The sequence below is a fragment of the Streptomyces thermospinosisporus genome (assembly GCF_039526425.1).
GTDB classification, from domain to species: Bacteria; Actinomycetota; Actinomycetes; order Streptomycetales; family Streptomycetaceae; genus Streptomyces; species Streptomyces thermocarboxydovorans.
On the sequence record NZ_BAAAIZ010000007.1, the window covers coordinates 15,101 to 33,586 of the forward strand.

The following is an 18,486-nucleotide window of genomic DNA, read 5'->3' on the forward strand; positions in this document are numbered from 1 at the left end:
GCCGCCGCCGGACAGGTCGAGGGAGGCGGTGGGCGCGTCCTCGAACCAGGGGACCAGGTGACGCACGCGGGTCCCGTCGGCGCCGGTGACCCGTACGCCGTCCGCCCGCTCGTCCGTCCGCAGCTCGGTCGCACCGGAGGCATCCAGCGCCCCCACCCGGCGCCAGCCCGCGCCGGGCACGCGCACCTCGACCGTCCCCTCGGTGCCGGGCTCGGCGAGCACCGTCACGGCGGACAGCGAACGCGTGCGGGGGAGCCGCAGCTCACGGTCGTCGGAGGCGCCGCGGGACGGTGCGGGCGGCTCGTGATCGACACCGGCCCACTCCCGGTACGTCTCCTGCGCCCGGCTGAGGAAGCCGTCCAGCACGCCCTCGCCGACGGTGACCCGTGCCGACTCCAGCCGCTCCCGCCGGCTGCCGAGCCTCTGATACGCCGCCCAGGCGCCGGCCGCGTCGCCGGAGTCCTGCGCGCGGAGCATGTCCAGCGCCGTGAGCCCGGCGTCCCCGTACCGCCGCAACTGCTCGGCCCACGGGGCGGCTTCTTCACCGACCCCGGTCCCGTCCAGGCTGCGGGGCAGCTCCCGCAGCACGCGGAAGGCCGAGCGCAGCCGCGCCTCCGCGCCGGACGCGGAGCGGCCCCGGTCGCCGCCCGCCGAGGTGCGGGCCTGCCAGAACGCCCGCATCGCCGGGCGCAGATACGCCGACTCCTCGCCGCCGAGCACCGAGGACGCCGTGTTGCCCGCCAGGGCCCGCAGCGCCCGCTCGCGTCCGGCGTCCCCGCCGGCCAGGTCGGCGATCGCGGCGCGCCAGGACTCCTCGGGGCGGTAGCCGCGCGGGTTCCAGGCGAAGTCGGCGCTGGTGAACAGGGGGATGCGGGACGTCTCCGGCTGCTCCATGGCGTTGGCGAGCAGGGCGGCCGAGCCGGAGGCGACGGCCGGTTCGCGGCCCTGGTAGGGGCCCAGGAAGATGCGGCCCGGCTCGTAGTCGTTGACCGGGTAGTTGTCCATGGTCACCAGCGGGTGCCCGAACACCTCGCGGGCCTCGGCGAGTTCGCCGCCGGTGATGGTGCGCGGCACCACCCCGACCCCGGTCCACGCCACCTCCACCCGCGGATCCAGCGCCTCGGCCAGCGCCCGCCGGTAGGGGGTGGACCCGTCCTCGTAGTACTCGGTCGGCATCACCGACAGGGCGGCGCCCCCGGGGTGACGTTCCGCCAGATGGCGGGCCACCGCGTTGGCCACATGGGCCTGAGCACGGGCGGCGGCCCCGGGGCCGGAGCCGAAGCGGCCGGCGTCGGCGCCGCAGTGCCACTCGCTGTAGCTGACGTCCTGGAACTGCAGCTGGAAGGCGCGGAAGCCCAGCGCCCACATGGCGTCCAGCTTGCGGGTCAGCGCACGCAGGTCGTCGTCGGAGGCGAAGCACATCGCCTGGCCGGGGGAGACCGCCCAGCCGAGGGTGACGTGGTTGCGGCGGGCACGTTCGGCCAGCTCCCGGAACTGCGCCCGCCGTTGGTGCGGGTAGGGCTCGCGCCAGCGGGCCTGCCGGTAGGGGTCGTGGCCGGGCGCGTACAGGTAGCGGTTCTGCTTGGTGCGGCCCAGGAAGTCGAGCTGGGCCAGCCGCTGCCGGTGCGTCCACGGGGTGCCGTAGAAGCCCTCGGTGACGCCCCGCACCGCGGTGGCGGGCCAGTCCCGGACGATGGCGGCGTCGAAGTGTCCGTCCGGGCGGAGCAGCTGACGCAGGGTCTGCACCGCGTGGAACTGGCCGTCCGGGCCCGCCCCGGTGAGCGAGATGCCGTCGCGGCCGACGGTCAGGGTGTAGCCGCCGGAGGGGAGGGCGTGACGAGGGTCGCCGCCGGGGCGTTCCGCGCCCACCCGCACCACCAGCGCCCCCTTGGGCACCGATGCGCCGGGCTCGGCGATCCGGCGCGCGCCCGCCTGCCGCAGCAGGGCGCGCAGCGCGTCCAGGGCGTACGGGTCGGTCGTCCCGTCGACGCGCAGGGCCACCTCGTCGGTCACCGCGACCGGATCCCCGCCCGTGCGCAGGGAGTGCGGGCGCGGCCAGACGGACACCTCGGCGGCCTCGGCCGCCTCGGAGGCGTGACGCGGCTCCGCCTCGGGGGCGTCCGCCGGGGCGGCGGACACGTCGGGCGCGAGGCCCAGGGTTCCGGCGACGACGGCGAGCGCGAGGACCGCCGCCCTCTTCCCACGCCGTGGCTGCACAGGCTCCTCCCGGTCGCTCGACAGGCGGTTCGAGCCCACCACCCTTGCGGTGAACGTGTCAACGAGGGCGGCCGGTGTGCCCGATCTGTCCGCATGCGGGGCGAGTGAACGGGAACAGAATGTGAGCAGGACCACGTTGGACGGGTTTGTGCGTCTGGTCTCGCGCCCTCTGGGTAGGGCTGCGGGATAGCCCGCACGACCTGACCGGACACACCCGCACATCCGTGCCGAAGACTACGCACGGCCCGTGCCGAGCCCTGGGGCACGGCCGCGCCCGACGAGGAGGCCATCCGTGGCTGCAGCCGCATACGTCCCGTCCCCCGCCCTGTCCAAACCCTCGGCGGAGCACACCTCCGCCGCACCCGAGGGCCCCCACGGGTCCGCAGAGGCCGAGGGACTGCACGCCTGCGTCTTCAGCGCCGAAGGCCCCTGCACCGAGGTCCCCCTGACCAGCGAGCCCCCGCTGCCCGACGCCGAACCCCTCACCAGCGAGCCCCCGCTCGCCGACGCCGCCCCGCTGACCAGCGAGTCCGACGCCTTCACGGACACCGAGACGGACACCGACCCCTCCGGCCTCGACGCCTTCCCGTCCCAGTCCACCGGATTCGACGACGTCTTCCCGTCCGCCTTCCCGTCCCAGTCCACCGGATTCGACGACGCCTTCCCGGCCCAGTACCGCCCGGAGCCCTAGTGACCGCGCCGGCCGAGCCCTGCTCCGAGGACCTCTCCCGGCTCGCCGCGCTGCACGGCGTCGCCACCTCCTACCGTCCCACCCCGGACCGTGCGGTCGACGCCTCGGCCACCGCCGTCACCCTCGCCCTCGCCGCCCTCGGCGTGGACGCGAGCACCCCCGAGGCGGTGCGCGCCGCGCTCGCCGACCGCGAGCGGGAGCTGGCCGGCCGGCTGCTGCCGCCCACCATCACCGGCTGGGGCGACACGGTCCCGGCCACGCTGACCGCGCTCCCCGAGGGCACCCGGCTGAGCATCCGCACCGAGCAGGGCGAGCCCCGCACCTCCGCCGAAGGGCTCCCGCCCGGCGTCCACCAGGTGACCGCCACCGCCCCCGACGGCCGCACCGCGCAGGCCCACCTGATCGTCGCCCCGCCCCGGCTGCCGGCCCCCGCCACCCGCTCCTACGGCCTGCTCGTCCAGCTCTACTCGCTGCTGTCCCGCCGCTCCTGGGGCATGGGCGACCTCAGCGACCTCGGCGAGCTGGCCGCCTGGGCCGGACGCAGCCTCGGCGCCGGATTCATCCAGGTCAACCCGCTGCACGCGGCCGTACCCGGCTCCCCGACCGACCCCTCCCCCTACCGGCCCTCCTCCCGCCGCTTCCCCGACCCCGTGCACCTGCGGATCGAGGACATCCCGGAGTTCGCTCACGTCACCGACGACGACCGCGTACGGTCCCTGCGCCGGCGGGCCGGGCGGCTGCGCGCGGCGGTGCTGGAGCAGGGCGAGCTGATCGACCGGGACGCCGTCTGGGAGCTGAAGCGCGAGGCCCTGGAGCTGGTGCACCAGGTACCGCTCGGGCCCGGCCGGCGCGCCGCCTACTGCGACTTCCTCGCCGAGCAGGGCACCGCCCTGGAGGACCACGCCACCTGGTGCGCGCTCGCCGAGGTGCACGGCCCCGACTGGCACCGCTGGCCCGCCGGACTGCGCGACCCGCGCTCGCCGGAGACCGCCCGCGCCCGCCGCGAGCTGATGGACCGGGTCGACTTCCACTGCCGTCTGGCCTGGCTCACCGACACCCAGCTCGCCGCGGCCCAGCGCACCGCCCGCGAGGCCGGGATGCCGCTCGGCATCGTGCACGACCTCGCCGTCGGCGTGCACCCGGGCGGCGCCGACGCCTGGGCGCAGCAGGAGTACTTCGCCGCCGGCATGTCCATCGGGGCACCCCCGGACGCCTTCAACGCACGCGGCCAGGACTGGGGCCTGCCCCCGTGGCGCCCCGACCGGCTCGCCGAGTCCGGCTACGCACCCTTCCGCGATCTGCTGAGGGCCCTCTTCCGGTACGCCGGCGCGCTGCGCATCGACCACGTCATGGGCCTGTTCCGGCTCTGGTGGGTGCCCCACGGCCACCCGCCCACCGAGGGCACCTACGTCCGCTACGACGCCGAGGCCATGCTCGCCTCCCTGGTCCTGGAGGCCTCCCGCGCCGGGGCCATGGTGATCGGCGAGGATCTCGGCACGGTCGAGCCGGGCGTGCGCGAGGCGCTGCGCGAGCGCGGGGTGTACGGCACGTCGGTGCTGTGGTTCGAACGCGACTGGGAGGGCGACGGGCGCCCCCTGCCGCCGGACGCCTGGCGCGCCGACTGCCTGGCCACCGCCACCACCCACGACCTGCCGCCCACCGCCGCCCGCCTCACCGGCGAGCACGTCGACCTGCGCGACCGTCTCGGCCTGCTCACCCGCCCGCTCACCGAGGAGCGCGCGGAGGCCGCCTCCGACACCGCGGAGTGGCTGGAACTGCTGTCCCGGCTCGGCATGCTGCAGGGCTCCGGCGGCGGGGGCGACAGGCGCTCGGAGGAGGCCGAGATCCAGGCCGTCCACCGCTATCTGCTGCACACCCCCGCCCGCCTGATCGGCGTCTGGCTGCCCGACACCGTCGGCGACCGCCGCCCGCAGAACCTCCCCGGCACCTGGGACCAGTACCCCAACTGGCGGCTGCCGATCGCCGACGCCGAGGGCCGCCCGGTGACGCTGGAGGACCTGGCGGAGTCCCCGCGGCTGCACGCGCTGCTGGAGGTGCTCAGGGACGCGCGCTGACGCCGAGGTCGCACGCGCGCTGATGCCGAGGTCGCACGCGCGTTGATGCGAGGGCCGGCACGCACGCCGATGTGGGGGCCGGCACGGGCGCCGATGCGGAGGCCGGCAGGGCGGCCTGACGTGGGGGCCGGCAGGCGCGCTGATACCGAGGCTCGCGAACCGGCACCGTCCGGGCCCGGCCCCCACCTGCGGGAAGGCCTCGTACGGCACCCCGGGCGCGCGGCCCTCACCGGCGTTCGCTACCTTGTGCAGCGTGGACAAGAAGAACGCCCTGCGCGCCGGCGCCCTGGCAGCCGGTACGACGCTGATGATGCTGCTCATGTCGTCCCCCGCGCTCGCGATCACCCGCGACGACGGTGACGACCCCGGCCCCGGCCTGAGCGTCATCGAGACGCTGGGCCTCTTCGTCGCGCTTCCGATCGTCCTGTTCGCGGTGATCGCCGGCCTGGTGATGGTCCTCGACCGCTCCAAGGAGGAGCACAGGGTGACCAGCCGCAACATCAAGACCAAGGCCGACGCCAAGGCCTGACCGGCGCCGCACGTTCCACACCGCGCACCTTCACCGCGGGCGCCGCTTCCGGCTTCACCGAGGGCGCCGCTTCCAGCCGATTCCGGCGGAGGCGGCGCCCTCGGCGCGTTCACCAGCCGACTGCGCGCTTACCGCTCGTTGGCGAGCAGCAGCTCCCTGAGCAGATCGGCCAGCTGCCCGGCCTGCTCACTTGGTAGGCGGGCATGGCCCTGGCTCTCGGCGCGACGGTGGCGGGACAGCTCGTGCCTCGGCGGGTGCCTGCTCCCGACCCCACATTCTTCAGCTCAGCTGAACGAGCGGAGCGAGAAGTGCCGATGGACGCGAAGTGATCGACCGGGCGCCAGTGGGACCACCACGTCCTCAGTCGGGCGTGAACTCGTACTGCAGTTCATAGAGGTGACCTGCCTTGACCATGACCGCGGCCTCCACGGGGCGTTCGTTGTCGCTGTAGACCACTCGCAAGGTGCGGAGGACCGGCAGGTCGCTGGGGAGGTTGAGGGCCTGGTACTGCTCCTGGGTGGGGACCCTGGCCGATACCCGGTCGACACTCAGGCGTGGCGGGAAGCCGAGTTGGTTCAGGAGTGCAGGCGTGCCGCCCTTGATGTTCCGCTTGGCGGTGATGGGGGTGCCTCGGGCGATGGACAAGGGGTAGTACGACTTGACCAGTTCGACCGGCTCGTCATCGATGGACAGGATCTGGTGACGTAGGACCGCGGTCTCCGAGCCGGTGAGGCCCAGCGCGGCGGCGACATCAGCCGGTGGCCGCAGCTCGGCGACGTCGAGCAGCGTGCTGTGCGCCCTGGAGCCGGGCTTCCTGGCCTCGGTCAGCCACCGGTACGGCTTCCCGGGTGCAGCCGGGGCCATGTACGCGGCCGGGCGTACCGTCCGCTGCCGATGCTCACGAACCGTGACGGCGGCTCCCGCGCGGCCCACCACAAGGCGTTCGTCCTTGAGGATCTGCAGGGCCTTCTGGATGGTTGCGTTCGAGGCGTTGAAGCGCTCTTTCAGCTGCGCCGTGGAGGGAAGGCTGGCACCCGGCGCGAGGTCGCCGCTCATGATCTCGTCCCGGAGGTCGGCAGCAATGCGCTCATGGAGCGACCGCCGGTCCGGCGAGCCGGTCGGGGAGGAAGTGGGCACAGTCATCCGATCTGGATCTCGTAGTGCAGACGCTGCCGATGCGCCGGCATCACCATGATGTCGACCTGAAAGGGCCGGTCGTCGCTGTCGAAGGTCACCCGGCTCAGCCGGAGGACCGGATGGTCCTCTTCCAGGCGCAGGATCTCGCGTTCCTCCGCGCTGGGCATCCTCGCCGTCACGGGGCGAGTACTCCACATCCATCACCGAGCCCTTGACCGGTGGCTGCTACCAGGGGGTCATATCGAGGCGGAGGACACGAGCCTCCTTGCTGCGGCGCAACGGGAACTGGCTGAGGAGACGGGTATTCCGGCGTCCTCTGCCGTGCCGGTCGGGCATCTGCCGGTACACATCGATGCTCACGACATTCCAGCCAACCCGAGCAAGCTCGAGCCGGACCACCAGCACTTCGACTTCCGTACCTCTGCCGAAGCCGTGGACCTGCAGACGGAGGAAGCAACGGCCGCTACGTGGCGGCCGGCGAGCTCCATCCGGAGGAGACCCCGCGCAGGCGCGTGTGCCAAGTGCTGTGACCACTCGTGTCCAGGCGGCTCCCCTGCCTGGGAGCTCGAAGGTCACCAGCTGCTCACCGCATCCTGCGGGGTATGACGCGTCAACGACGCGCACGAAATTACCCGGGGCGCCCGGCATCACACCGGGCGCCCCGACTGCTGTGGAGCTGGTAACCGCTACTTGCCCGCCGCCGCGTCCGCGGCCTGGGCGCGGAGGGCTCGTTCGATGCCTGCGCGGGACTCGGAGACCAGGCGGCGCAGGGCCGGGCTCGGGTCGGCAGAGGAGAGCCAGGCGTCGGTCTTGTCCAGGGTCTCGCGGGTGACCTGGATGGACGGGTAGAGGCCGACCACGATCTGCTGGGCGATCTCGTGCGAGCGGGTGTCCCAGATGTCCTTGACCACCTCGAAGTAGCGGTCGGCGTACGGGGCGAGCAGCTCGCGCTGGTCGGTCTGGACGAAGCCGTTGATGACCGCCTCCTGCACGGCGTTCGGCAGCTTGTCGGACTCCACGACCGACGCCCACGCCTCCGCCTTGGCCTCCTCGGTCGGGCGGGCCGCGCGGGCGGTCGCCGCGTGGCGTTCGCCCGCCGCGGTCTTGTCGCGCTCGTACTCGGCCGCGATGTCCGCCTCGTCGAAGCGGCCCACTGCCGCCAGCCGCTGCACGAAGGCCCAGCGCAGCTCCGTGTCCACGGTCAGGCCCTCGATGGTCTGCTCGCCGCTGAGCAGGCCCTCCAGCAGGTCCAGCTGCTCGGGGGTGCGCGCGGTCGCGGCGAACGCCCGCGCCCAGGCCAGCTGGTGGTCGCTGCCCGGCTCGGCGGAGCGCAGGTGCGCCAGCGTCGCGTCGGTCCAGCGGGCCAGCAGGGCCTCGCGGGCGGCCGGGTCGGCGTACAGGTCGATGGCCAGCTTCACCTGGCGGTGCAGGGACTGCACGACACCGATGTCCGACTCCTTGCCGATGCCGGACAGCACGAGTGAGAGGTAGTCCCGGGCGGGCATCTCGGCGTCCCGGGTCATGTCCCAGGCGGAGGCCCAGCACAGGGCGCGCGGCAGCGACTCCGCGAAGTCGCCGAGATGCTCGGTGACGGTGGCCAGCGACTGCTCGTCCAGGCGGACCTTGGCGTACGAGAGGTCGTCGTCGTTGAGCAGTACGACCGCCGGGCGGGGCTTGCCCACGAGCTGCGGCACGGCCGTGAGGTCGCCGTCGACGTCCAGCTCCACGCGCTCGCCGCGCACCAGGCGGCCGTCGCCGTCCAGGTCGTACAGGCCGATCGCGATGCGGTGCGGGCGCAGCACGGGCTCGCCCTTGGCGCCGGCGGGCAGCGCCGGGGCCTCCTGGCGGACGGCGAAGGAGGTGATCACGCCCTGGTCGTCGGTCTCGATCTCCGGGCGCAGGACGTTGATGCCGGCCGTCTCCAGCCACTTCTTCGACCAGGTCCTCAGATCGCGTCCGGAGGTCTCCTCCAGCGCGCCCAGCAGGTCGGACAGGCGGGTGTTGCCGTAGGCGTGGCGCTTGAAGTAGGCCTGCACACCGCGGAAGAACTCGTCCTCACCGACGTACGCCACGAGCTGCTTGAGCACGCTGGCGCCCTTGGCGTAGGTGATGCCGTCGAAGTTGACCAGGACGTCGTCCAGGTCGCGGATGTCCGCCATGATCGGGTGCGTGGACGGCAGCTGGTCCTGGCGGTAGGCCCAGGTCTTCATCGAGTTGGCGAACGTCGTCCACGAGTGCGGCCAGCGCGAGCCCGGCGCCGCTGCCTGGCAGGCGATCGAGGTGTAGGTGGCGAACGACTCGTTGAGCCACAGGTCGTTCCACCACTCCATGGTGACCAGGTCGCCGAACCACATGTGGGCCAGCTCGTGCAGGATGGTCTCCGCCCGCACCTCGTACGCCGCGTCCGTCACCTTGGAGCGGAAGACGTACTGGTCGCGGATGGTCACCGCGCCCGCGTTCTCCATCGCGCCCGCGTTGAACTCCGGCACGAACAGCTGGTCGTACTTCTTGAACGGGTAGGCGTAGTCGAACTTCTCCTGGAACCAGTCGAAGCCCTGCCGGGTCACCTCGAAGATCGCGTCCGCGTCCAGGTACTCGGCGAGCGACGGCCGGCAGTAGATGCCGAGCGGCACGCTCTGCCCGTCCTTCTCGTACACGCTGTGCACGGAGTGGTACGGGCCGGCGATCAGGGCCGTGATGTACGTGGAGATGCGCGGCGTCGGCTCGAAGACCCAGACGTTGTTCTCCGGCTCGGGCGTGGGCGAGTTGGAGATGACGGTCCAGCCCTCCGGCGCCTTCACGGTGAACTGGAAGGTCGCCTTCAGGTCGGGCTGCTCGAAGCTCGCGAACACCCGGCGGGCGTCCGGCACCTCGAACTGCGTGTAGAGGTAGGCCTGGTCGTCGACCGGGTCGACGAAGCGGTGCAGGCCCTCGCCGGTGTTGGTGTAGGCGCAGTCCGCGCTCACCCGCAGCACATTGCGGCCCTTGAGCAGGCCGGGCAGGGCGATGCGGGAGTCCTTGAAGACCTCGTCGGGGTCGAGAGGGTCCCCGTTCAGGGTCACCTCGTGCACGGTGGGTGCCACCAGGTCGATGAAGGACTCCGCGCCGTCCTCGGCGACGTCGAAGCGCACCGTGGTCACGGACCGGTAGGTCCCTCCCTCTTGCGCGCCGGAGAGATCCAGGTCGATCTCGTACGAGTCAACGGTCAGCAGCTTCGCCCGCTGCTGCGCCTCTTCGCGAGTCAGGTTTGTGCCAGGCACGCGGTCATCTCCTCGTCATGAAGTGCGTCGGGTCATCCTTCCACGCATCCCCGCTGTTCAGCGACGACGGAGCCGGACCATGGGGATACCCCTGCATCGGACGGGGGAGTACGGGGGAGTACGGGGGAGTACGGGGGTCCGCGTGCGCCCGCGTGCGCCGTGCGCGGGCCCGACCGGGTACACGAAACACGACGGGTACCCGAAACGCGACCGGGCACACGGGATACGACCGGGCACACGGGACACGACCGAGCACACGGGACACGACCGAGCACACGGGACACGACCGGGCATACGGCGTATGAACAGGCATACGAAAGGGGCGCCCGGTCGTCCGCCGGGCGCCCCTTCGAGGACTCCTGGGGCTGTCGAGGAGCTCCTGGGCTACTTCTGCAGCTCGGCCGCCACCAGCTCCGCGATCTGCACCGCGTTCAGCGCGGCGCCCTTGCGCAGGTTGTCGTTGGAGATGAACAGGGCCAGGCCGTTCTCGACCGTCTCGTCGCGGCGGATGCGGCCGACGTACGACGGGTCCTTGCCGGCCGCCTGCAGCGGGGTCGGGATGTCCGACAGCTCGACGCCGGGGGCGTCGGCCAGCAGCTCGGTCGCGCGCTCCGGGCTGATCGGGCGGGCGAACCGGGCGTTGACCTGCAGCGAGTGGCCGGAGAACACCGGGACGCGGACACAGGTGCCGGAGACCTTCAGGTCCGGGATCTCCAGGATCTTGCGGGACTCGTTGCGCAGCTTCTGCTCCTCGTCGGTCTCGTTCAGACCGTCGTCGACGAGGTTGCCGGCGAAGGGCAGCACATTGAAGGCGATGGTGCGCTTGTAGACGTTCGGCTCGGGGAAGTCGACCGCTTCGCCGTCGTGGGTGAGCTTGTCGGCCTCGGCGACCACCTTCTGGGTCTGGCCGTGCAGCTCCGCGACGCCCGCGAGGCCGGAGCCGGACACCGCCTGGTAGGTGGCGACGACCAGGGCCTGAAGGCCGGCCTCCGCGTGCAGCGGACGCAGCACCGGCATCGCGGCCATGGTGGTGCAGTTCGGGTTGGCGATGATGCCCTTGGGGCGGTGGGCGATCGCGTGCGGGTTCACCTCGGAGACCACCAGGGGAACCTCGGGGTCCCGGCGCCAGGCGGAGGAGTTGTCGATCACGACCGCGCCCTGCGAGGCGACCTTCTCGGCCAGCGCCTTCGAGGTGGCGCCGCCCGCCGAGAACAGCACGATGTCCAGGCCGGTGTAGTCGGCGGTGGACGCGTCCTCCACCGTCACGCCGTCCAGGTCGGTGCCCGCCGAACGGGCCGAGGCGAACAGGCGCAGCTCGGTGACCGGGAAGTTCCGCTCCGCGAGGATCCTGCGCATGACCGTACCCACCTGACCGGTGGCTCCGACGATTCCGACCCTCACGGCGACTCCCTCACTTGCGTCCTGGTGTGTACCTGATGCCTGGCCGAGGCTCTTCCATCATGCGGCCGACCACGGCCCGGCTGTCCAATTCTTTGCCCGCACTGCTCGCACAGCGGGACACCGGCGCGACGGCCGGCGGTTGCGGACCTTCGGCTGCGACCCGCCTGAGCTGCAGAAATTCAGCCCGCGGAGGGCATCGGCCGCAAGGTCCCCTGCCCACCCGGCCCCCGGCCACACAAAGGTGTGACGTACGCCTCTGAGGATCCCGGGCCCGGCGTGAACGTTCCGGGTGGCCCCGGCGTCGTAGGAGAAACAGCGTGAGGGGGGTGCCAGTGCTGCGCGGAAGAACCCGGCGCGGGCGAGGCGCGCGTACCGCCGCGGACGACGATCCGCTGGACGCGGCACAGGAACGCCGGGTGCGGGCGGTGCTCGCCCTGGGCGGGGTGCCGCAGGCGGACCTGCCGGACGGGGTGCAGCAGGTCCGCCTGCGGCTGCTGGAACGCGCCGCGAGCGGCCGCGAGGCACCCCGGGACGTCTCGGCCTGGGCGGCGGTCGTCGCCTCCAACCTCGCCATGGACTGGCACCGCGCCCGCCGGCGCCAGGAGCGGCTCGGCGAACGCCTCGCCGCGCTGCACCCGACCCAGCTGCCGTCCGGCGAGGAGACCAGCCTGCTCTCCCTCGCCGTCGCCCGCGGCCTGGACGAGCTGCCCGACGCCCAGCGTCAGGTCGTCGTCCTGCGCTTCTACGCCGATCTGCCGGTCCGCTCCATCGCCGAACAGCTCGGCGTTCCGGAGGGCACGGTCAAGAGCAGGCTGCACTCCGCGGTCCGCGCCCTGCGCACCCGCCTGCACGAGGACGAGGTGGTGTGACATGACCGCCGAGAACAACGGAAACACCGGAAACACCGGGAACACCGGGAACACCGGGAACACCGGGAACACCGGGAACACCGGGAACAGCGAGAACACAGGGAACACCCGGAACACCGGGAACACCGGGCACGGGGAGCCGGGGAACGCCCGCCCCGACGGCAAGGACGCCCTGATGGCCGCGATCCTGGGCGAGCCGCTGCCCCCGGATGCCCTGCGCGACCCGTCCGTCCGGGACGAGCACGGCGCGGCCGCCGCCGATGTCGCCGCGCTCCGGGAACAGCTGGTGGTGATCGGGGACGCGCTGGCCGGCGGCGCCGGTGCCGCCCCTGCCGGACGCCCGGCCGTCACGCCGCTCGCCGGGCGCCGCACGCGCCGCCCCCTGAAGGTCGCCCTCGGCGCCCTGGCTGCCGCCGCTGCCGCCACCGTCGTCGTCTCGATGAGCTGGCTCGCGACGCAGGCCGGCGTGTCGAGCGACGACGCCGGGGGCAGCTCCGCAGCCGACAGCGCGCCCAGCGAGAGCGGCGGCGGTGTCCGCTTCGGCAGCCCCCGGTATCTGGCCTGCGCCCGCACGGTCGCCGAGGGCACCGTCTCCGCGGTGCGGCCGGCGGCGTCCGGCGGGGTCGAGCGGGTCACGCTGAGGGTGAGGGCCCTGTACAAGACGGAGGACGGGCGGACCGGGGAACTCTCCTTCCCCGTCCGCACCGCCGAGGTGCCGCCGCTGCGCACCGGCGACCCGGTGCTCGTCGGCATCCCGAGGAACAACGCCTTCCCCGACACGGTGCTGGTCGGCGAGGAGCGGATCGCCCCGGCGCGGTCCCGGCTCACCGCCTCCCTGCCGGAGTCCCGCACCCTCGACTGCACATGACGACATGACGATCCCGCACCCTCGACCGCGCATGACGACATGACGAAGGGCGGGCGCCCTCACCAGGACGCCCGCCCCTCGTGCCCGGGCCTTCTCAGGACCCGAGCCGCTCACGGCTCTGCCGACACGGCACAGGGCCGTTGCGGACTCGGCCGACAGCCGTTACGGCACGACCTTCCCGATCGCCACGCTGCCGGTGCCCGCGACCGTGCCGCGCTCGTTGACCAGCTGGACCCGGCCGAAGAACTCACGTCCCTCGGGGGCCGCCGCGGCGGCCGTGACCTCGGCGGAGACCTCCGCCGAGTCGCCCGTGCCGAGCTTCACCGTCGCGGAGTCGTCGACCGACACCGTGCCGAGCGAGGCGGAGAAGAACACGTCACGGTAGTCGTACTCCGTGGTGCCCGCCGGGACCGAGTAGCCCACGACCTCCACCGTGTAGGTGCCGGCGGCCGGCTTGGCGATGGACACCGACTCCTCCGAGTCGCCGTCGGCCGACTGGGCGACCCGCTTGCCGTCCTTGTCGTAGACCGCGAGGTCCAGGTCGGCGGCGGCGTCCGAGACGTTGCCGATGGAGACGTCCAGCGAGGCGGCGCCCTCGGGCACCTCGACCGTGGTGGTCCGGGTCTCACCCGTCTTGATCGACGGGCGGTCCGCCTTCGCCGAGCCGAGCGGCCCGCCGACCAGCTTGCCCTCAAGGGCGGCGAACTTGTTCGTCACCTTCCAGGAGGCGGCGGCCGGGGTGCCGGCCTTGGCCTCCGGCACGGTCACGGTCTCCGGCTCGAAGGCCGCGCCGAGCACGGCGACGTCCAGCTTGTAGGGGTTGTCGAGCAGCGGCGAGGTGCGGCGCGACTCGACCTCGATCTCCCAGACGCCCGGCTGCGGGTCGGCGTAGGAGCGCAGGTCGGGGCGGCAGCCGTTGCCGTCGTTGTAGTTGTTGTAGCAGTTGGGCGTCGAGGTGGTGTCGACCGGGACGCCGTAGGGGTGGATGGCGATGAACCGGGTCTGGCTCTTGCCCTTCAGCCCGCTCATCGCGACCTGCAGCGTCTTCGCGCCCTCGGGCACGGTGACGAAGTAGGAGGTGGTGCTGTTGCGCTGCACCGAACCGGACGCCGAGTAGGTGTACTTCAGCGGGGCCGAGACCACCACCGTCGTCATGATCTGGCGGTCCACGCCCTCGGTGCGCGGGTCGTCGACATCCAGGATCGCGCTCTTGATGCCGGCCGAGCCGGGCGCGGCCTGGACCTTCACGGTCACCGGCTTGTTCAGCGGCAGCCGGATGTCGTCGTCGCCGAGGATGCGGAAGGTGCGGCCGGCGTTGTTCTCGAGGTCCAGCTCGTGCTCGATCGCGCGGTCCGGGCCGGACGTACGGGTGATGGTGATGTCGTACGTCTTCTTCTGACCGGCCTTCAGGCCGCCCTCACGGTCGTACAGGCCGGTGCCGGAGCCCGGCGTCTTCAGGAACTGGTCGATCGCCGTGTCGACCGGCGCCTTCACCGTGTAGGTGTGCGCGGTGGCGCCGTCGCGGATCTCGTCCCAGGCGTCCTCGATGTCGATCAGGCCCGCGCCCTCCTCGTAGGCCTGCACGCCCTTGATGTGCTCGGCGGTGGAGGTGAGGGCGGTGCGCAGCGTCGCCGGCGGCAGGTCGATGCGCTTCTGCTTCGCGGCCGACAGCAGCAGCGCCGCGGCGCCCGCGGCCTGCGGGGAGGCCATCGAGGTGCCCTGGAGCATGCCGTAGCCGGGCGGGAGCTGGTAGCCGGCCTCGGCGACCGGGGCGCCCGGCATCCAGGTCTGGATGGTGTTGATGGCGGCACCCGGGGCGACCAGCGTCGGCGTGAAGCCGCCGTCCTCACGCGGACCGCGCGAGGAGAACGGCATCATGGCGTACTTCTTCTCCACCTCGGAGCCGTAGTTGGCGGCCCAGGTCTCGCGGGAGACTGACGCGCCGACCGAGATGACCTTGTCGGCCAGCGACGGGTCGCCGATGGTGTTGGCGCCGGGCCCGGAGTTGCCCGCGGAGATCACCAGCTGGACGCCGTACTCGTCGATCAGGCGGTTGTACAGCTCGGCGCGGGCGTTGTTGCCGTCGTTGAGCGCCGGCAGGCCGCCGATGGACATGTTGACGATGTCGGCGCCGCGCTTGGTGACGAGGTCGATCATGCCCTCGGTGAGCGCCACGTTGGTGCAGCCGCCGGACCAGGTGCAGGCGCGCGAGGAGACGAGCTTCGCGCCGGGGGCGGCGCCGTTCATCTTCCCGCCGAACAGCCCGTGCGCGGCGGTGATGCCGGCGACGTGCGTGCCGTGCTCGGACTCGATGACGCCGATGTTGACGAAGTCGGCCTTCTTGCCCGCCCAGTCGCCGCCGTAGGGGTCCATCGGGACGTCCTTGCGGATCTCCACGACGAACGGCTGGCGCTCGGCGATCTCGGTCTTCGGATCGTCGGTGCCGAAGTAGCCGACCTGGAAGCCGTCCTTGTACGGCTTCATCGGCTCGTCGTCGCCGAAGTCCTGGTTGTTGTTCAGGTCCACCCGGACGGTGCCGGCCGCCGGGTCGTACAGCACGCCCCAGGAGTCGGTGGTGTCGCCGTCCCGGTTGGCGTCGCCGTTTGCGTCGCCGCCGGTGGTGTACGACTCCAGGAAGGTGCTGATCCGGTAGTCGCCGGCCGGGGCCTGCCAGGTCTTGCCCTGGTAGGTGAAGGCGGGGCCGGAGACGTCGGTGACCATCGGCCGCCAGGTGCGGTCGTTGTCGACGATCGGGTCGGTCGCCGTCACCCAGTCGACGATCTTCCGCTCGCCGGTGGTGGTCTTCTGCAGCGCCGGGTGGCCGAGGTCGACACCGGAGTCGAGAATGCCGATGGTGATGCCCCGGCCGTCCGCCTTCGGGTGGTCCTCGACGAAGTCGACGGCGCCGGTCTCGAAGGACGGGTTGTACGGGTTCTTCGCCGGGGTGCGCTTGCCGGGCGCCGGGTAGGCCTTGCCCTTCTGGCCGCCGGCCGCCTTGGCGGTGTCCGCGCTCGGCGTCGGGTCGTCCAGCGGGATCTCCTCGCGCAGGTCGATGCCGTGCACGGAGGAGAGCTTGGCGGCGGCGGCGATGGCCGACTCGGCCCTGGCCGTCGGGACGGTGGCGCGGACGTAACCCAGCTTGTCGTGGGTGCGGCCGACCGAGCCGCCCTTGACCGCGTCCAGCTGCGCGGCGACCTCCTCGGTCTTGCCGGGCGCGGTGGCGATCATCATGGTGACGTGCTTGGCGCCCTCGGTCTGCGCCTCGGCGAGCAGCTCCGCGTCGTCCGAACCGAGCTTCTTGGTGGCGGACTTGACGTCGGCGTCGGCCGGTGCGACGGGCGCGCCGGCGGCGAGGGCCATGGGGACCGGGCCGGCCGCGGACAGCGCGGCGACGAGGCCGGCGGCCACGGCGATGCGGGCCACGCGTCTCGCGCCCGATATCGGGCCCTGCTGTGGGGAATGGGTCATCGGCATCCCTTGCGCGTAAAGGACGTGAAAGTGCGTGACAGGCGATCGTGGACGACCGGAGCTGAACGGCCCTGGCCGTGACGGTCCGGATGGCACTCCCGGACGATCGCTGAGCTTTACGCAAGGGACTGGTGTTTGGGAGGGGTTGACCGAATCGCAATGGATGCATGGGGAAAACCCCCGATCCGCTTTTCCGGACAGCCTCCCGCGAACGCGACATGTCGTCGCCCGGCCGCCGCTAACGTCCCCACGTGCGACAGAAGTTGAGGGTGGCGGCCTACGCCGTGGTGGTGCGCGACGGACGGCTCCTGCTCGCCCGCTCCCCGGGGCCGGACGGCGTCCCCGAGTGGGTGATGCCGGGCGGCGGCATGGAGCACGGCGAGGACCCCTGCGCCACCGTGCGCCGGGAGGTCGAGGAGGAGACCGGCTACCGCATCGAGGTCACCGGGCTCCTGGGCGTCGACTCCACCCGCCATGTCCTCCCCGGCCTCCCCGGCCGCCTCGGCCGCCCCACCGACCACCACGGCCTGCGCCTCGTCTACGAGGGCCGCGTCACCGGCGGCGAGCTGCGCAACGAGGTGAACGGCTCCACGGAACTCGCCGCCTGGCAGCCGTTGGAGGAGGTCACCGGCCTGGTCCGGGTGCGCCTGGTCGACATCGCGCTCCGGCTGTGGCGGGAGCGGCCGGCGACGGGACGGCTGGAGCCGGCCGAGGCGTAGCCGTGGACGTGTCCCTGCCGGGGCCGGCATGAGGAGGGGCCGCCCGTCGGCGGCCCCTCCTCTCCCCTCCTGCTGCGGCGGTGCGAGTCCTGCTGCGGTGGCGCGAGCCGCGGTCCTCAGCGGGGCAGCACCACCACGTACGCGGCCGGCTCCCGGTCCGCCGCGGCCATCAGCGCCGTACGGATCACCGCCGCCTGCTGCTCCATCGCGTTCCGGAGCTTGCGCGGGGTGACGTGGACGACCGTGATGCCGAGCCGTTCCAGGTGCTCGCGCTTGCGGGCGTACTCCGACCACATGGCGTCGTCCTCCTGGCGCGGCGCCCGCGTGTCCAGCTCCAGAGCCACCGCCTGGTCCGGCCAGTAGGCGTCCAGACCGCCCAGGTGCGGGCCGCCCGGCAGGCGCAGGTCGACGTTCCACACCGGGTCCGGCAGTCCGTGCTCGCACACCATCTGGTACAGCCGGTCCTCCGCGATCGCCCGGCCCTCGGCGACCAGCGAGTCCACCGCGTTCACCACGTGCGGACGGTTCAGCAGCCGCGCCTCGTTCAGCTCCCGCACCACCGCGACCGCCTCGCAGTGTCCGCCGCGCACCGCCTCCGTCAGCAGCCGGCGCACCAGGCCCGCGTCCTGCAGCCGCGCCACGGCGTCGGCCAGCGCCCGCTCCACCGGAGCCACCGGGACACCCGTCACCTGCTGGGGGTCCGGCAGCGTGGCGGTGCGCACGATCCGGGCGCAGCCCGTCGACCGCAGCCGCCGCAGCCGGGGCACCAGCACGTCGAAGGTGTCCAGGGACGGCAGCGGGGGAGCGGAGGTGAAGCCGTGCAGGGTGAGCGCCGCGAGGCCGGTGATCATCGCCTCGGTGTAGGCGGGCGGCGGGGTGTCACCGGCGCCGGGCTGCTCGGGCACGCCGGTGGTCCGCTCCCGCGCCGCGTACATCAGCACGGCGTGCAGCCGCTCCTCGCTGGTGGGCGGTCCGGGGTGGAGCAGGACGACCCCCGGCAGCGGCTGCTGCCAGGGACCGCCGGGGCGGCACTGATCGCCGATCTCGGTGTTCGGCACGCCGTGGCGGCGCAGCTGCGCGGTGGTCATGACGCGCCGCCGGCTGTCGGCGAGGTGGTGCAGGGGGCGGGGGGAGAGCGGGGTGTTGTGGTTCATGCCGGGCAATTTCCCGTGTCCGGCCCGCCCGCGAACCCCTGTTACACGTCCGTCGACAAATACGGACAAGCTCGCGCTAAAGGACGCATGTTCGGTTG

Annotated in this window: 13 protein-coding genes and 1 pseudogene; 7 read left to right on the plus strand and 7 right to left on the minus strand. The window is 72.6% G+C overall.

The window, feature by feature from the left end; all coding sequences use genetic code 11:
- A partial coding sequence (locus ABD207_RS02745; RefSeq protein ID WP_344009761.1) for a glycoside hydrolase family 84 protein occupies positions 1-2,217 on the minus strand: 2,217 nt, incomplete at its 3' end.
- Between the two features lie 292 nt (positions 2,218-2,509).
- Between ABD207_RS02745 and ABD207_RS02750 the strand changes: the two are divergent.
- From ABD207_RS02750 to ABD207_RS02760, 3 genes and pseudogenes are all read left to right on the plus strand, one after another.
- A pseudogene (locus tag ABD207_RS02750) lies at positions 2,510-2,779 on the plus strand (hypothetical protein); the annotation flags it as partial.
- Positions 2,780-2,907: 128 nt separating this feature from the next.
- On the plus strand, positions 2,908-4,983 hold the full coding sequence (gene malQ, locus ABD207_RS02755; protein ID WP_344009762.1) for a 4-alpha-glucanotransferase: 2,076 nt from the start codon (positions 2,908-2,910) through the stop codon (positions 4,981-4,983).
- A 253-nt stretch (positions 4,984-5,236) separates the two neighbouring features.
- Positions 5,237-5,512, plus strand: coding sequence for a hypothetical protein (locus tag ABD207_RS02760; RefSeq protein ID WP_344009763.1), 276 nt, complete (start codon positions 5,237-5,239; stop codon positions 5,510-5,512).
- A 360-nt stretch (positions 5,513-5,872) separates the two neighbouring features.
- On the opposite strand, the gene ABD207_RS02765 is transcribed toward ABD207_RS02760, so the two are convergent.
- Positions 5,873-6,655, minus strand: a complete 783-nt coding sequence (locus tag ABD207_RS02765) for a GntR family transcriptional regulator (RefSeq protein WP_344009765.1) — start codon at positions 6,653-6,655, stop codon at positions 5,873-5,875.
- Complete coding sequence (locus ABD207_RS02770; protein WP_425580617.1) at positions 6,652-6,828, minus strand: UTRA domain-containing protein; 177 nt, start codon at positions 6,826-6,828, stop codon at positions 6,652-6,654. Before ABD207_RS02770 ends, ABD207_RS02765 begins: the two co-directional genes overlap by 4 nt.
- A 43-nt stretch (positions 6,829-6,871) precedes the next feature.
- Between ABD207_RS02770 and ABD207_RS02775 the strand changes: the two genes are divergently transcribed.
- The gene (locus tag ABD207_RS02775) at positions 6,872-7,255 is read left to right on the plus strand and encodes an NUDIX domain-containing protein (RefSeq protein WP_344009822.1); all 384 of its coding nucleotides are present in this window, start codon (positions 6,872-6,874) and stop codon (positions 7,253-7,255) included.
- Positions 7,256-7,335: 80 nt separating this feature from the next.
- Here ABD207_RS02775 and pepN read toward each other — a convergent pair whose 3' ends face one another.
- Positions 7,336-9,909, minus strand: coding sequence for an aminopeptidase N (gene pepN, locus ABD207_RS02780; RefSeq protein ID WP_344009766.1), 2,574 nt, complete (start codon positions 9,907-9,909; stop codon positions 7,336-7,338).
- A 384-nt stretch (positions 9,910-10,293) separates the two neighbouring features.
- A complete protein-coding gene (locus tag ABD207_RS02785) occupies positions 10,294-11,310 on the minus strand; it encodes an aspartate-semialdehyde dehydrogenase (protein ID WP_344009767.1) in 1,017 nt (338 codons plus the stop codon).
- 332 nt (positions 11,311-11,642) lie between these two features.
- Here ABD207_RS02785 and ABD207_RS02790 point away from each other — a divergent pair, with 332 nt between their 5' ends.
- Together ABD207_RS02790 and ABD207_RS02795 are read left to right on the plus strand one after the other, a co-directional pair.
- Positions 11,643-12,179, plus strand: a complete 537-nt coding sequence (locus tag ABD207_RS02790) for an RNA polymerase sigma factor (RefSeq protein ID WP_344002444.1) — start codon at positions 11,643-11,645, stop codon at positions 12,177-12,179.
- Position 12,180: 1 nt separating this feature from the next.
- The gene (locus tag ABD207_RS02795; RefSeq protein ID WP_344009768.1) at positions 12,181-13,047 is read left to right on the plus strand and encodes a hypothetical protein; all 867 of its coding nucleotides are present in this window, start codon (positions 12,181-12,183) and stop codon (positions 13,045-13,047) included.
- Positions 13,048-13,209: 162 nt separating this feature from the next.
- Here the strand turns inward: ABD207_RS02795 and ABD207_RS02800 are convergent, their stop codons facing one another.
- Positions 13,210-16,515, minus strand: a complete 3,306-nt coding sequence (locus ABD207_RS02800) for a S8 family serine peptidase (RefSeq protein WP_344009769.1) — start codon at positions 16,513-16,515, stop codon at positions 13,210-13,212.
- Between the two features lie 269 nt (positions 16,516-16,784).
- On the opposite strand from ABD207_RS02800, the gene ABD207_RS02805 reads away from it, so the two are divergent.
- Positions 16,785-17,234, plus strand: coding sequence for an NUDIX hydrolase (locus ABD207_RS02805; RefSeq protein WP_344009823.1), 450 nt, complete (start codon positions 16,785-16,787; stop codon positions 17,232-17,234).
- Positions 17,235-17,350: 116 nt separating this feature from the next.
- Here the strand turns inward: ABD207_RS02805 and ABD207_RS02810 are convergent, their stop codons facing one another.
- Entirely contained in the window at positions 17,351-18,388 is a 1,038-nt protein-coding gene (locus ABD207_RS02810) for a hypothetical protein (RefSeq protein ID WP_344009770.1), read from the minus strand.
- Between the last annotated feature and the right edge of the window lie 98 nt (positions 18,389-18,486).

What these genes read in the sequence shown, in the direction of transcription:
- ABD207_RS02765 (WP_344009765.1), bottom strand. Translation starts at nt 6,655, where the DNA reads ATGACTGTGCCCACTTCCTCCCCGACCGGCTCGCCGGACCGGCGGTCG.
- ABD207_RS02795 (WP_344009768.1), top strand. Translation starts at nt 12,181, where the DNA reads ATGACCGCCGAGAACAACGGAAACACCGGAAACACCGGGAACACCGGG.
- ABD207_RS02800 (WP_344009769.1), bottom strand. Translation starts at nt 16,515, where the DNA reads ATGACCCATTCCCCACAGCAGGGCCCGATATCGGGCGCGAGACGCGTG.
- ABD207_RS02810 (WP_344009770.1), bottom strand. Translation starts at nt 18,388, where the DNA reads ATGAACCACAACACCCCGCTCTCCCCCCGCCCCCTGCACCACCTCGCC.